This is a genomic window from Pseudomonas sp. P2S-1, from assembly GCF_057197725.1.
On the sequence record NZ_CM170068.1, the window covers coordinates 3,397,302 to 3,411,079 of the forward strand.

The window sequence follows — 13,778 nt, forward strand, 5'->3', positions numbered from 1 at the left end:
CAGCGATAGGCCCGAAAGGTCAATCAATAACCCACAGTGAACCGCTGCCGCGAATGCTTCGGCTGCTCAACCTCATCCAGCAAGGCGATCGCATAATCGGCAAAGGTGATCCAGCTCTTGCCATCGGCACCGATCAGCAGATGATCCTTGCCCAGCGTGTACGACCCGGTGCGCGGCCCTTCGACAAATTCAGCCGACGGCGAAAGGAAGGTCCAGTCCAGTTCTTTCTCCTGCTTCAAAGCATCAAGGTAAGCAGCGCCAGCACTGGCCTCGGCCTTGTACGCCTCGGGGAAGTCCGGGCTGTCGATCACCCGCGAGTCGTCCGGCAGCAGCAGGCTGCCCGCACCGCCCACCACCAGCACACGCTGGACCCCGGCCTGCTTGGCCGGGTCCAGCAGGGTCTGCGCCGGAATCCCGGAGAAATGCGCAGCACTCAGGACCACATCGTGCCCCGCCAGAGCCTTGGCCAGCGCAGCGCCATCCTTGATATCCAGCGCCACCGGCGTCACCCCGGCCCGCCCCTGCAACTTCGCCGGATCCCGGGCGATGGCGGTCACGCTGTGCCCACGACGCAGGGCTTCTTCCAGCAACTGGCTGCCAGCACGGCCGGTAGCCCCGATGATTGCGATCTTGCTCATGACAAACCTCCGATAGGAATTGAACGACTCACCATTTCATTTCGCCCTTGTCGACCTTGGCGCCGAGCTCCAGGGAGCTTTCGTCGGCCAGGCCCGGGTAACGCTTTTTCATCGCCGCGATCAGTTCGGCCGAGTTGGCGGCACGGGCACTTTCCTGATCGAAGGCGCGGATGTAGTCAGCAGTAAAGCGCACCGCCGCCAGCGAGCCACTGGCCGTGCCGAGGGTGTGGCCGGGAATCACGGTGGCCGGCTTGAGGTCTTCGATACGCTTCAGGCCCACCAGCCAGTCGGCATGGGACTGCTTGCCCTGGGTGTCGGCCATCCATACATGCTGGTTTTCCGAAACCAGGATCCCGCCGACCACGGCCTTGATCGATGGAATCCAGACGAAGGTGCGGTCCGGCTGCGGGCCGTCGAGGCCGACGATCTGCAAGACCTGGCCTTCGAGGGTCAGGTGGTCGCCTTCCAGCACCTGTGGCAGGACCAGGCGCTGCGGCTGGTCGGCGCCCATCTGCGGGCCCCAGTAGGCGAGCTTGGCGTCCATGGTCTGCTTGATATGCGCGACAGTCGGTGCGGTGGCCACCACCTTCACATCCGGGTATGCCCGCAGCAGGGTGTCGAGGCCGAAGTAGTAGTCCGGATCACCGTGGCTGATATAGATAGTGGTGAGGTGCTTGCCACTGGCCTTGAGCTTGTCGACCAACTGCTGCGCCTGGGCCTTGCCGAACTGGGCATCGACCAGGATGGCATCGTGCTTGCCGCTGACGATCACCGAACTGACCGGGAAGATCGCCTCGGTGCCGGGGTGGTAGGTCGTGAGTTGCAGCGGCGCATTGGCGGCCATGGCGGTGTTGAAGCAGAGCAGTGCGATGAAAGCGAGAAAGAGACGACGCATCGGCTGAATCCTGTGGAAGACGAATGCCCACAGCTTAGTTGCGCGATCCGGCGCAAAAAATGCGATTCTTCAGCATAGTTTGTTTCTGAAACCGGACATATCCATGGACCGTCTTACCGCCATGCGGGTCTTCGTCACCGTTGTCGATCTCGGCAGCCAGTCGGCCGCTGCCGAGCATCTGGACCTGTCGCGCCCGGTGGTGTCGCGTTATCTGGCCGATCTGGAGAACTGGGTCGGCGCCCGCCTGATGCAGCGCACCACGCGCAAGCTGAGCCTGACCGCCGCCGGCAAGGAAACCCTGCCGCGCTGCCGGCAGATGCTGGAACTGGCCGGCGACCTGCAAGCCGCCGTGACCACCCCGGACCAGGCGCCGCGGGGCGAGCTGCGCATCAGCGTGAGTACCTCGTTCGGCCAGGCGCAGTTGCTGGAGGCGATCACCGAGTACGTCCTGCGCTATCCGCAGGTGAAGGTCGACCTGCAGATGCTCGACCGCACCGTCAACCTGGTGGACGAGCGCATCGACCTGGCGATCCGCACCAGCAACGATATCGATCCCAACCTGATCGCCCGGCGCCTGAGCGTCTGCCACTCGGTGATCTGCGCCTCGCCGGCCTACCTGCGCGTGCACCCGACGCCGCAGGTGGTGCAGGACCTGAGCCAGCACAACTGCCTGACCCACTCCTATTTCGGCCATAGCCTCTGGCATTTCGAGGTGGACGGGGAAAGCGTGTCGGTGCCGATCCACGGCAATATCAGCGCCAACGAGGCCCTTACCCTGCAACAGGCGGCCCTGGCTGGCGCCGGCATCGCCATGCTGCCGACCTACCTGGCGCACCGGCCGTTGCGCAGTGGCGAGCTGGTGCGCTTGCTGCCACAGGCCCGGCCCAGGACCCTGAACCTGAATGCCGTGTACACCTCGCGCAAGCACATGCCGGCGACCCTGCGCAGCATGCTGGATTTCCTGGCCGAACGTTTTACCGATCCGCCGGAATGGGATCGCGACCTGCCGTAGGTGGACTAAGCTTGTAGCAGGATGTATCGGTTGCGGGAGGTCAGCATCATGGGTGTCAAATCCAGGAAATGCGCGGTCGTCTTCGCCATCGTTGCGGTCATGGGGCTTTATGCGACAGCTGCCTGGCGGGTCGAGCAGGCAAGGAACCAGCCCTGGTCGGCAGCGAGTTGTTCGCTGGTTCATTGTGTGCCGCATACGGCGACGCTTAGTGCCTTGAGATAAAGGTTGCCTGTACCGGCCCCATCGCTGGCAAGCCAGCTCCCACAGTGTCCGCGGGGCTGCAAGACCCTGTGGGAGCTGGCTTGCCAGCGATGGGGCCCGAAAGAACTCCCCCTCATACAAAGACGCTTAGCAAGCTATCGGTTAAACTCGTTTGAAAAAACATCCGAGCCCCACCGTGACCCTACCCAACGCCCTCCCGCAACCCGCCATCCGCACCGTGCTCGTCGCCCTGATGCTGGCGATTTTCCTCGGTGCCCTCGACCAGACCATCATCGCCGTGTCCATGCCGGCGATCTCCGCGCAGTTCAACGATGTCGGCCTGCTGGCCTGGGTGATCTCCGGCTACATGGTGGCGATGACCGTGGCCACGCCGATCTACGGCAAGCTCGGCGACCTCTATGGCCGCCGCCGGATGATCCTCAGCGGCACGGCGATCTTCACCCTGGCCTCGGTGTTCTGCGCCCTGGCCCAGAACATGGAGCAACTGGTGCTGGCCCGGGTGATCCAGGGCATCGGCGCCGGCGGCATGGTCTCGGTGAGCCAGGCGATCCTCGGCGACCTGGTGCCACCCCGGGAACGCGGGCGCTACCAGGGCTATTTCAGCAGCATGTACGCCGCCGCCAGCGTGATCGGGCCGGTGCTCGGCGGCTTGCTGACCGAATATATGTCGTGGCGTTGGGTGTTCTGGCTGAACCTGCCGCTGGGCCTGGTCGCCTGGTGGGTGACGCGCAACAGCCTGCGCGGCCTGGCCACGCCACAACGGGCGGCGAAGGTGGATTACCCCGGCGCCCTGCTGCTGATCCTCGGCCTGACCAGCCTGCTGCTGGCCATCACCCTGATCGGCCAAGGCCACGCCTGGCACAGCGAATCGGTGCTGGCATTGATGGGCGCGGCGCTGTTCGGCCTGGTCCTGTTCGTCCTTTATGAACGCCGTGCCCCCGAACCGTTGCTGCCGCTGAAGCTGTTCCGCAACCGGGTGGCGGTGCTGTGCTGGTGCGCGATCTTCTTCACCAGCTTCCAGGCCATCTCCCTGACCATGCTGATGCCCCTGCGCTACCAGAGCATCACCGGCGCCGGGGCCGACAGCGCGGCGCTGCACCTGCTGCCACTGGCCATGGGCCTGCCGATCGGTGCCTATTGCGCCGGGCGCCTGACCAACCTGACCGGGCGCTTCAAGCCGCAGATCCTGTTCGGCAGCGTGCTGATGCCGCTGTCGATCATCGGCATGGCCTTCAGCCCGCCCTCCGCCACTTTCCTCAGCGGCTTCTTCATGTTGCTGACCGGTATCGCCGGCGGTACCCAATTCCCGACCTCGCTGGTGGCTGCCCAGAGTTCGGTACAGCCGCAGGACATCGGCGTCGCCACCAGCACCACCAACCTGTTCCGCTCACTCGGCGGCGCGATGGGCGTGGCGCTGATGTCGGCCTTGCTGCTGGCGATGCTGCAGGACGGTGGTTATGCGCTGGCAGGTGAGGCATTGCTGGGCAGTCTGCGGACTGGCGAGGCGAGTCTGCAGGTCCAGGCCGAACTGTCGGTGACCTTCCGCAACCTGCTGTTGGGCAGCGCTTCGATTTCGCTGCTGGGCCTGGCCGCCGCCCTGGCCCTGCCCAACCGCGAACTGCGCGGGCACTGATCAGCGCCGGCGCTGCACCCAGGCCACGGCCAGGCCGCTGAGGCAGATGATGGAGATGCCGACCACGCCGTAGATATCCGGTGCGTGGTCGAAGATCAGGTAGCCGAACATCCCGGCGAAGAGGATCTGTCCATAACTGAACGGAGCCAGCATTGCTGGCGCCGCGTGCTTGAACGCCGAAGTCAGGAGCAGGTGGCCGAGCATGCCGCAGGTGCCCAGACCGACCATGAACAGGCCATGGGTGAAGCTCGGCAGGGTCCAGAAGAACGGCACCAGGGCGGTCATGATCAGGCTGTTGAAGATGCCGGTGAGGAAGTTGCTGGTGGTCGGGCTGTCGGTGGCGCTGAGCTTGCGGGTGAGCAACTGGTAGCAGCCGAAGCAGAAGGCCGAGCCCAGCGGCAGGAGGATCGCCGGGGTGAACAGCGCACCGCCCGGGCGGATCACGATCAGCACGCCGATAAAGCCCGCCGTCACTGCCAGCCATTGCCCCCGCGTGACCCGCTCGCCGAGCAGCGGCACCGACAACGCGGTCACCAGCAAGGGCGCGAGGAAGTTGACCGCCGTGGCCTCGGCCAGCGGGATATAGCGCAACCCGGTGGTAAACAGCAGGCTGGTACCGATCAGGCACAGCGCCCGGGCCAGTTGCAACAGCGGCCTGCGGGTGCGGACGATGGCCGAGAGCCCGGTGCGTGGCACGAAGACCACCAGCATCAGCAAGGTGTGCACCACATAGCGCGCCCATACCACCATGACGATGGCGTAGAACCCCGACAGGTATTTGGACAGGGCGTCGTGGCTGGCAAACAGCAGCACCGCCAGACAGATCAGGGCGATCCCCCGCAGTGGTTGATCGGCGCCTTTCATTGTCGGGGTCTGCGCGGTCATGTCCGGACTCGATGAAGAAAATTTAATTAGCCAGCTAAGTATCCAGATGGACCTGAGCCTACATAATAATGACGCCGGTCTGAGTGTGACTCAGGCCGGCGTCCTACACTACCAATCGAATCTGCAAATACAAAGATTCACAAATGCTCACAAAACCTCAATTGCGCAGGGAGGGGCTCAAGCGCAGCATGTCCAGCCCCGCATCGATCCAGCGCTCGGCATCACCGAGCAGGTCGAAGCTGTCCGGCAGCAGCAGCCAGCGCCGGATCAGACCGTCGATGTAAGCGAACATCGCCAGCGCCGCCCGCTGCGGATCGGTATCCGCCGGCAGTTGCCCGCGATTGATGGCGTTGCTCAGGGTACGGGTGATGCGCTCATGGCAATCGATGGTCGCGGTCTGCCGCTGGACGCGGATCTCGCACATTTCATCGGTGAATTCGCACTTGTGATGAAGAATTTCGTTGATGCGCCGGGTTTTCGGGTCACTGGCCATCTGGCGCATCAGTTGCACCAGCAGTTTGCGCATGCAGCCCAGCGGGTCGGGCTCTTCCTCGCTTTCGCTGGCACGGGCCAGGGCATCCAGCGGCTCCTGCATGCTGTCGAGCAGGGCCTCGACCAGTTCGGCCTTGTTATCGAAATGCCAGTAGATGGCGCCCCGGGTCACCCCGGCCAGCTCGGCGATATCCGCCAGCGTGGTACGGGCGATCCCTCGCTTATAGAAGGCCTTTTCCGCAGCTTCGAGAATCTGGTTACGGGTTTCCTGTGCTTCCTCTTTGGTTCGACGGACCATGGCAGTACAACCTCATCAAGGAGCCGGTCGCCTGCGTCGGGTGACCGGGTTCTGAGCGGCGGCGGCCTGGGTCAGGTCGCCTTCCGGGAGTTCTGGTTTCGCGCCTTGCAGCGTGCTTTTTACAAGGTAGCGGGTATTTACAAACAAGCATGAATGTAAGTATATTCCTTAGCATGCTACTTATCTAGCCGGACCTGTTAATTTTCCTTAATCCGTTTTCCTTTACTCTTGAGCGTCTTCAGCTCTTTCTGACCCGAGGATCTTCATGCAACTCAAGCCAGCTGTTACCGCTCTGGTTTCCGCCGTCGCCCTGGCAACACTGCTCAGCGGCTGTAAAAAGGAAGAGGCGGCGCCCGTGGCGCAGGCTCCTCAGGTCGGCGTCGTGACCCTCCAGCCCCAGGCCTACACCCTCGTTTCCGATCTGCCGGGTCGCACCATCGCGTACCGGGTGGCGGAAGTGCGTCCACAGGTCAACGGCATCATCCTCAAGCGCCTGTTCAAGGAAGGCTCCGAGGTCAAGGAAGGCCAGCAGCTCTATCAGATCGACCCGTCGGTCTATGAAGCGACCTTGGCCAGCGCCCAGGCCAATCTGCAATCGACCCGCTCGCTGTCCGACCGCTACAAGCAACTGGTCAACGAGCAAGCCGTCAGCCGCCAGGAATACGACGACGCCCAGGCCAAACGTTTGCAGGCCGAAGCCACGCTGAAGAGCGCACAGATCGACCTGCGCTACACCAAGGTCCTCGCCCCGATCAGCGGCCGTATCGGCCGTTCCGCGGTCACCGAAGGCGCCTTGGTCAGCAACGGCCAGGCCACCGCCATGGCCACCATCCAGCAGCTCGACCCGATCTACGTCGACGTCACCCAGTCCTCCGCCGAGCTGCTCAAGCTGCGTCGCGAGCTGGAGAGCGGCAAGCTGAAGAAGGTTGGCGACAACGCCGCCGAAGTCAGCCTGAAACTGGAAGATGGCAGCAACTACGCTCAGAAAGGCCGTCTGGAATTCTCGGAAGTGTCGGTCGATGAAACCACCGGTTCCGTCACCCTGCGTGCCGTATTCCCCAACCCTGAGCACAACCTGCTGCCCGGCATGTTCGTCCACGCCCGCCTGAACAACGGCGTCAACGAGACCGCGATCCTCGCCCCGCAACAAGGCGTGACCCGCGACCTCAAGGGCCAGGCCACCGCCCTGGTGGTGAACCAGGACAACAAGGTCGAGCTGCGCCAGCTCAAGGCCAGCCGTACCGTCGGCAACGATTGGCTGATCGAGGAAGGCCTGAATGCCGGTGACCGTCTGATCACCGAAGGCCTGCAGTACGTCAAGCCAGGCGTCGAGGTGAAGGTCAGCGAAGCGACCAACGTCAAGCCTGCCCAGCCAACCCAGGCCAGTGCCGCGAGCGCAGGGGCCAAAGGGGAGTAAACCATGTCGAGATTCTTTATCGATCGCCCGATCTTCGCCTGGGTGATCGCCCTGGTGATCATGCTGGTCGGGGCGTTGTCGATCCTCAAGTTGCCAATCAACCAGTACCCGAGCATCGCCCCGCCGGCGATCGCGATTGCCGTGACCTACCCGGGCGCCTCGGCGCAGACCGTGCAGGACACCGTGGTCCAGGTGATCGAGCAGCAGCTCAACGGTATCGACAACCTGCGCTATGTGTCGTCGGAAAGTAACTCCGACGGCAGCATGACCATTACCGCGACCTTCGAGCAGGGTACCAACCCCGACACCGCCCAGGTCCAGGTGCAGAACAAGCTGAACCTGGCCACCCCGCTGCTGCCGCAAGAAGTGCAGCAGCAGGGTATCCGCGTGACCAAGGCGGTGAAGAACTTCCTGCTGGTAATCGGCCTGGTGTCGGAAGACGGCAGCATGACCAAGGACGACCTGGCCAACTACATCGTCTCCAACATGCAGGACCCGATCTCGCGCACCGCCGGTGTCGGTGACTTCCAGGTCTTCGGTGCCCAGTACGCGATGCGCATCTGGCTCGACCCGGCCAAGCTGAACAAATTCCAGCTGACCCCGGTCGACGTGAAAACCGCGGTTGCCGCGCAGAACGTCCAGGTGTCTTCCGGCCAGCTCGGCGGCCTGCCTGCCCTGCCCGGCCAGCAACTGAACGCTACCATCATCGGCAAGACCCGCCTGCAGACCGCCGAGCAGTTCGAGAAAATCCTGCTCAAGGTCAACCAGGACGGTTCGCAAGTACGCCTGGGTGACGTCGCCCGGGTTGGCCTGGGTGGTGAAAACTACGCGGTCAGTGCCCAGTTCAACGGCAAGCCGGCTTCCGGCCTGGCAGTGAAACTGGCCACCGGCGCCAACGCCCTGGATACCGCCAAGGCCCTGCGCAAGACCATCTCCGACCTGGAGCCGTTCTTCCCGCCTGGCATGAAAGCGGTGTTCCCGTACGACACCACCCCGGTGGTGACCGAGTCCATCAGCGGTGTAATCCACACCCTGATCGAAGCGATCGTCCTGGTGTTCCTGGTGATGTACCTGTTCCTGCAGAACTTCCGCGCCACGGTGATCACCACCATGACCGTGCCGGTGGTGTTGCTGGGTACCTTCGGCATCCTTGCGGCATTCGGCTTCAGCATCAACACCCTGACCATGTTCGGCATGGTCCTGGCCATCGGTCTATTGGTGGACGACGCCATCGTCGTGGTGGAAAACGTCGAGCGGGTGATGTCCGAGGAAGGGCTGTCACCGAAGGAAGCGACCAGGAAATCCATGGGCCAGATCCAGGGTGCCCTGGTCGGTATCGCCCTGGTGCTCTCGGCGGTACTCCTGCCGATGGCCTTCTTCGGCGGCTCCACCGGTGTGATCTACAAACAGTTCTCCATCACCATCGTCTCGGCCATGGCCCTGTCGGTGCTGGTAGCACTGATCTTCACCCCGGCCCTGTGCGCGACCATGCTCAAGCCGCTCAAGCAAGGCGAGCACCACACCGCCAAGCGCGGGTTCTTCGGCTGGTTCAACCGCAACTTCGACCGCAGCGTACAGAGCTACGAGCGCGGCGTCGGCAATATGCTGCGGCACAAGGCCCCGTACCTGCTGGCGTACCTGCTGATCGTGGTCGGCATGATCTGGCTGTTCACCCGCATCCCCACTGCGTTCCTGCCCGAGGAAGACCAGGGCGTACTCTTCGCCCAGGTGCAGACCCCGGCCGGCTCCAGTGCCGAACGCACCCAGGTGGTGGTCGACCAGATGCGCGAGTACCTGCTGGACAAGGAAGCCGACACCGTGGCCTCCGTGTTCACCGTGACCGGCTTCAACTTCGCCGGCCGCGGCCAGAGCTCGGGCATGGCGTTCATCATGCTCAAGCCGTGGGGCGAGCGTTCCGCCGAGAACAGCGTGTTCAACCTGGCAGCGCGGGCCCAGCAGCACTTCTTCAGCTTCCGCGACGCCATGGTGTTCGCCTTCGCCCCGCCTGCGGTACTGGAACTGGGTAACGCCACCGGTTTCGACGTGTTCCTGCAGGACCGTGCCGGCGTCGGCCACAACAAGCTGATGGAAGCGCGCAACCAGTTCCTCGGCCTGGCGGCGCAGAGCAAGATCCTCTCGGCAGTCCGTCCGAACGGCCTGAACGACGAGCCTCAGTACCAGTTGACCGTCGACGACGAGCGCGCCAGTGCCCTGGGCGTGACCATCGCCGATATCAACAACACCCTGTCGATTGCCCTGGGTGCCAGCTACGTCAACGACTTCATCGACCGTGGCCGGGTCAAGAAGGTCTACATCCAGGGCGAAGCCTCGTCGCGGATGAGCCCGGAAGACCTGCAGAAGTGGTACGTGCGCAACGCCGCCGGCGAGATGGTGCCGTTCTCCTCCTTCGCCCATGGCGAGTGGATCTACGGTTCGCCCAAGCTGTCGCGCTACAACGGCGTCGAAGCGGTGGAAATCCTCGGTGCCCCGGCCCCCGGCTACAGTACCGGTGAAGCCATGGCCGAGGTCGAGCGCCTGATCGCGCAACTGCCGTCGGGTATCGGTTACTCCTGGACTGGCCTGTCCTACGAGGAGCGCCTGTCGGGCTCCCAGGCACCGGCGCTGTACGCCCTGTCGCTGCTGATGGTGTTCCTCTGCCTGGCGGCGCTGTATGAAAGCTGGTCGATTCCGATCGCGGTCATGCTGGTGGTACCCCTGGGGATCATCGGTGCGCTGCTGGCCACCAGCCTGCGCGGGCTGTCCAACGACGTGTACTTCCAGGTGGGGCTGTTGACCACGATCGGCCTGGCGGCGAAGAACGCCATCCTGATCGTCGAGTTCGCCAAGGAACTGCACGAGCAGGGGCGCAGCCTGATCGACGCGGCCATCGAGGCCTGCCGCATGCGTCTGCGCCCGATCATCATGACCTCGCTGGCGTTCATCCTCGGCGTGGTACCGTTGGCCATCGCTACCGGCGCGGGCTCGGGCAGCCAGCACGCCATCGGTACCGGGGTGATCGGCGGCATGCTGACCGCGACCATCCTGGCCATCTTCTGGGTACCGCTGTTCTTCGTAAGCGTGTCGTCGTGGTTCGGCAGCAAGAAGCCGGACGAAGACGCCACACCTGAAACTCCACGTTATGAGGCTGGGCAATGACCAAGTCCTTGATGTCCCTGGCGGTGACTGCGTTCATCCTGAGCGGTTGCTCGCTGATCCCCGAGTACAAGACCCCTGAGTCGCCGGTGGCGGCCCAGTGGCCGGCCGGTCCGGCGTACTCGCCGACCGAGTCGGCGCAGGTCGCTGCGGCCGAACAGGGCTGGCGCCAGTTCTTCCATGACCCGGCGCTGCAGCAACTGATCCAGAGCTCGCTGGAAAACAACCGCGACCTGCGTGTCGCGGCGCTGAACATCGACGCCTACCGTGCGCAGTACCGCATCCAGCGTGCCGACCTGTTCCCGGCGGTGACGGCCGACGCCAGCGGTTCGCGCCAGCGGGTTCCGGCGGACATGTCGCAGACCGGCCGCTCCGGTATCACCAGCCAGTACTCGGCCACCGTGGGCGTCAGCGCCTACGAGCTGGACCTGTTCGGCCGGGTGCGCAGCCTCAGCGAGCAGGCCCTGGAAACCTACCTGTCCAGTGAAGAAGCGCGCCGTTCGACGCAGATCGCCCTGGTGGCCAGCGTGGCCAACGCCTGGTTCACCTGGCAGGCCGACCAGGCCCTGCTGAAGCTGACCGAAGAAACCCTGAAGACCTACGAGGAAAGCTTCAAGCTGACCCAGCGCAGCGCCGATGTCGGCGTGTCTTCGGCCCTCGACCTGAGCCAGTCGCGCACCGCCGTCGAAGGCGCGCGGGTCAGGCTGGCGCAGTACCAGCGCCAGGTGGCCCAGGATCTGAACAGCCTGACCCTGCTGGTCGGTGCCGGCCTGCCGGTGAACCTGCCGGCGGCCAAGGCGCTGGACAGCGAACTGCTCTCGGAAATGCCCGCCGGCCTGCCGTCGGACCTGTTGACCCGGCGTCCGGACATCATGGAAGCCGAGCACCTGCTGAAAGCGGCCAACGCCAATATCGGCGCGGCCCGTGCGGCGTTCTTCCCGCGCATCAGCCTGACCGCCAATGCCGGGACCTTGAGCCCGGACATGGACGGCCTGTTCAAGGGTGGTTCGGGGACCTGGCTGTTCCAGCCATCGATCAGCCTGCCGATCTTCAATGCCGGCGCGCTGAAGGCCAGCCTGGATTACTCCAAGATCCAGAAAGACATCAACATCGCCAAGTACGAAAAGACCATCCAGACCGCCTTCCAGGAAGTCTCCGATGGCCTCGCCGCACGCCAGACCTACAACGAACAGTTGCAGGCCCAGCGCGATCTGGTCGCCGCCAACCAGGACTACTACCGCCTGGCCGAGCGTCGCTACCGCATTGGTGTCGACAGCAACCTGGTGTTCCTCGACGCCCAGCGCAACTTGTTCAGTGCCCAGCAGTCGCTGATCACCGACCGGTTGTCGCAGTTGGTCAGTGAAGTGAACCTGTACAAGGCGCTGGGTGGTGGCTGGTATGAAAAGACCGGTGATGCCCAGGCTTCGCGTTGATGCTGTAGCGCTGTGAACAAGAGCCCACCTCCCAGGTGGGCTTTTTTATTGGTGTTCACTTTAGGGCCTCATCGCTGGCAAGCCAGCTCCCACAGGGATCGCGTGCACCGCCGGACCTGTGGGAGCTGGCTTGCCAGCGATGAGGCCCTCGAATCCACAGAAGATTTCCTGAAGAAATAAAACTAACCATTCAGTTAGTGTTCGATTATCGCCCAATACCGCCTGTAACGAATTGATTCACCCCCGCCCCGCACAGCACCATCCTCCCTGCCGCTTGTCCCCAAGCACACCCCAAAAGCACGCAACCCGGCCTGCGCCTCTTTCCAGTCGCAGCGGATGGTTTCGGCTTACATAAAAACAAGAGATACATCGATGAAGAACACTCCGCACAAAGCACGACACCTGCTTCCCGGCTTTATCGCAATGACCTGCGCCCTCCCCGCCATGGCCGCCGAAAGCGGTTTCCTCGAGGACGCCAAGGCCAACCTCAACCTGCGCAACTTCTACATCAACCGCAACTTCGTCGACCCGGCCAACGCCCAGGGCAAGGCCGAAGAGTGGACCCAGAGCTTCATCCTCGACGCCAAATCCGGCTTCACCCAGGGCACCGTCGGCTTCGGCGTGGACGTCCTCGGCCTGTACTCGGTCAAGCTCGATGGCGGCAAGGGCACTGCCGGTACCCACCTGCTGCCGGTGCATGACGACGGCCGCCCGGCCGACGATTTCGGCCGCCTCGGCGTGGCCCTGAAGGCGAAGATCTCCAAGACCGAACTGAAGGTCGGTGAGTGGATGCCGGTCCTGCCGATCCTGCGTTCCGACGACGGTCGCTCGCTGCCGCAGACCTTCCGCGGTGGCCAGGTCACCTCCCAGGAAATCGACGGCCTGACCCTGTACGCCGGCCAGTTCCGCGGCAACAGCCCGCGCAACGACGCGAGCATGGAAGACATGTTCATGAACGGCAAAGGCGCCGCCACCTCGGACCGCTTCAACTTTGCCGGTGGTGAATTCACCTTCAATGAAAAACGCACCCTGATCGGCCTGTGGAACGCTGAGCTGAAGGACATCTACCAGCAGCAATACATCAACCTGGTGCACAGCCAGCCCCTGGGCGACTGGACCCTGGGTGCCAACCTCGGCTACTTCCTCGGCAAGGAAGACGGCGCGGCCCGCGTCGGCGACCTCGACAACCGCACCGCCTCGGCGCTGCTGTCGGCCAAGTACGGCGGCAACACCTTCTATGTCGGCCTGCAGAAAGTCAGCGGCGACGACCAGTGGATGCGGGTCAACGGCACCAGTGGCGGCACCCTGGCCAACGACAGCTACAACTCCAGCTTCGACAACGCCAAGGAACGCTCCTGGCAGGTGCGACACGACTACAACTTCGCCGCCCTCGGCGTGCCCGGCCTGACCCTGATGAACCGCTACATCAAGGGCGACAACGTGCACACCGCCACCGTCGACGACGGCAAGGAATGGGCACGGGAATCGGAACTGGCCTACGTGGTCCAGTCCGGCACCTTGAAGAACCTGTCGATGAAATGGCGCAACTCCACCATGCGCCGTGACTACAGCACCAACGCCTTCGACGAGAACCGCCTGATCATCAGCTACCCGTTCAGCCTTCTCTAAGCCTTGGGGCGGCGGCGGCCCTCTCTCGCCGTCGCCCGTTTTCTTATGCGTTATCGAGCTAACCAGGCAAG

10 protein-coding genes are annotated in these 13,778 nt (G+C 63.6%); 6 read left to right on the forward strand and 4 right to left on the reverse strand.

Translation table 11 applies throughout. The features are described 5' to 3' along the window. Positions 1-23 precede the first annotated feature (23 nt). Positions 24-638, reverse strand: coding sequence for an NAD(P)-dependent oxidoreductase (locus AC2CQI_RS14965; protein ID WP_484577174.1), 615 nt, complete (start codon positions 636-638; stop codon positions 24-26). A 28-nt stretch (positions 639-666) separates the two neighbouring features. Continuing rightward, the gene (locus AC2CQI_RS14970; protein WP_484577175.1) at positions 667-1,533 is read right to left on the reverse strand and encodes an MBL fold metallo-hydrolase; all 867 of its coding nucleotides are present in this window, start codon (positions 1,531-1,533) and stop codon (positions 667-669) included. Positions 1,534-1,636: 103 nt separating this feature from the next. Here AC2CQI_RS14970 and AC2CQI_RS14975 point away from each other — a divergent pair, with 103 nt between their 5' ends. Both AC2CQI_RS14975 and AC2CQI_RS14980 read left to right on the forward strand, forming a co-directional pair. Next, positions 1,637-2,545 (forward strand): LysR family transcriptional regulator, encoded by a 909-nt coding sequence (locus AC2CQI_RS14975; RefSeq protein WP_484577176.1) that lies wholly within the window; start codon positions 1,637-1,639, stop codon positions 2,543-2,545. 454 nt (positions 2,546-2,999) lie between these two features. Beyond that, on the forward strand, positions 3,000-4,400 hold the full coding sequence (locus AC2CQI_RS14980) for an MDR family MFS transporter (protein WP_484580622.1): 1,401 nt from the start codon (positions 3,000-3,002) through the stop codon (positions 4,398-4,400). Here the strand turns inward: AC2CQI_RS14980 and AC2CQI_RS14985 are convergent, their stop codons facing one another. Together AC2CQI_RS14985 and AC2CQI_RS14990 are read right to left on the reverse strand one after the other, a co-directional pair. Then, positions 4,401-5,285: a DMT family transporter gene (locus AC2CQI_RS14985; protein ID WP_075801422.1), complete on the reverse strand. Its 885-nt coding sequence runs from the start codon at positions 5,283-5,285 to the stop codon at positions 4,401-4,403. It lies immediately after the preceding gene. 157 nt (positions 5,286-5,442) lie between these two features. Next, the gene (locus AC2CQI_RS14990; protein ID WP_484577177.1) at positions 5,443-6,075 is read right to left on the reverse strand and encodes a TetR family transcriptional regulator; all 633 of its coding nucleotides are present in this window, start codon (positions 6,073-6,075) and stop codon (positions 5,443-5,445) included. 265 nt (positions 6,076-6,340) lie between these two features. On the opposite strand from AC2CQI_RS14990, the gene AC2CQI_RS14995 reads away from it, so the two are divergent. From AC2CQI_RS14995 to AC2CQI_RS15010, 4 genes are all read left to right on the forward strand, one after another. Beyond that, positions 6,341-7,492, forward strand: coding sequence for an efflux RND transporter periplasmic adaptor subunit (locus AC2CQI_RS14995; RefSeq protein ID WP_484577178.1), 1,152 nt, complete (start codon positions 6,341-6,343; stop codon positions 7,490-7,492). Positions 7,493-7,495: 3 nt separating this feature from the next. Further along, positions 7,496-10,648: a multidrug efflux RND transporter permease subunit TtgB gene (gene ttgB / locus AC2CQI_RS15000; RefSeq protein ID WP_484577179.1), complete on the forward strand. Its 3,153-nt coding sequence runs from the start codon at positions 7,496-7,498 to the stop codon at positions 10,646-10,648. Further along, on the forward strand, positions 10,645-12,078 hold the full coding sequence (locus AC2CQI_RS15005; protein ID WP_484577180.1) for an AdeC/AdeK/OprM family multidrug efflux complex outer membrane factor: 1,434 nt from the start codon (positions 10,645-10,647) through the stop codon (positions 12,076-12,078). Before ttgB ends, AC2CQI_RS15005 begins: the two co-directional genes overlap by 4 nt. A gap of 423 nt (positions 12,079-12,501) precedes the next feature. Beyond that, positions 12,502-13,707: an OprD family porin gene (locus tag AC2CQI_RS15010; protein ID WP_484580623.1), complete on the forward strand. Its 1,206-nt coding sequence runs from the start codon at positions 12,502-12,504 to the stop codon at positions 13,705-13,707. Positions 13,708-13,778 lie beyond the last annotated feature (71 nt).

Bases quoted from the DNA above. Each gene is read 5' to 3' on its own strand.
- AC2CQI_RS14965 (WP_484577174.1), bottom strand. From the start codon at position 638: ATGAGCAAGATCGCAATCATCGGGGCTACCGGCCGTGCTGGCAGCCAG.
- AC2CQI_RS14970 (WP_484577175.1), bottom strand. From the start codon at position 1,533: ATGCGTCGTCTCTTTCTCGCTTTCATCGCACTGCTCTGCTTCAACACC.
- AC2CQI_RS14975 (WP_484577176.1), top strand. From the start codon at position 1,637: ATGGACCGTCTTACCGCCATGCGGGTCTTCGTCACCGTTGTCGATCTC.
- AC2CQI_RS14980 (WP_484580622.1), top strand. From the start codon at position 3,000: ATGCTGGCGATTTTCCTCGGTGCCCTCGACCAGACCATCATCGCCGTG.
- AC2CQI_RS14985 (WP_075801422.1), bottom strand. From the start codon at position 5,285: ATGACCGCGCAGACCCCGACAATGAAAGGCGCCGATCAACCACTGCGG.
- AC2CQI_RS14990 (WP_484577177.1), bottom strand. From the start codon at position 6,075: ATGGTCCGTCGAACCAAAGAGGAAGCACAGGAAACCCGTAACCAGATT.
- AC2CQI_RS14995 (WP_484577178.1), top strand. From the start codon at position 6,341: ATGCAACTCAAGCCAGCTGTTACCGCTCTGGTTTCCGCCGTCGCCCTG.
- ttgB (WP_484577179.1), top strand. From the start codon at position 7,496: ATGTCGAGATTCTTTATCGATCGCCCGATCTTCGCCTGGGTGATCGCC.
- AC2CQI_RS15005 (WP_484577180.1), top strand. From the start codon at position 10,645: ATGACCAAGTCCTTGATGTCCCTGGCGGTGACTGCGTTCATCCTGAGC.
- AC2CQI_RS15010 (WP_484580623.1), top strand. From the start codon at position 12,502: ATGACCTGCGCCCTCCCCGCCATGGCCGCCGAAAGCGGTTTCCTCGAG.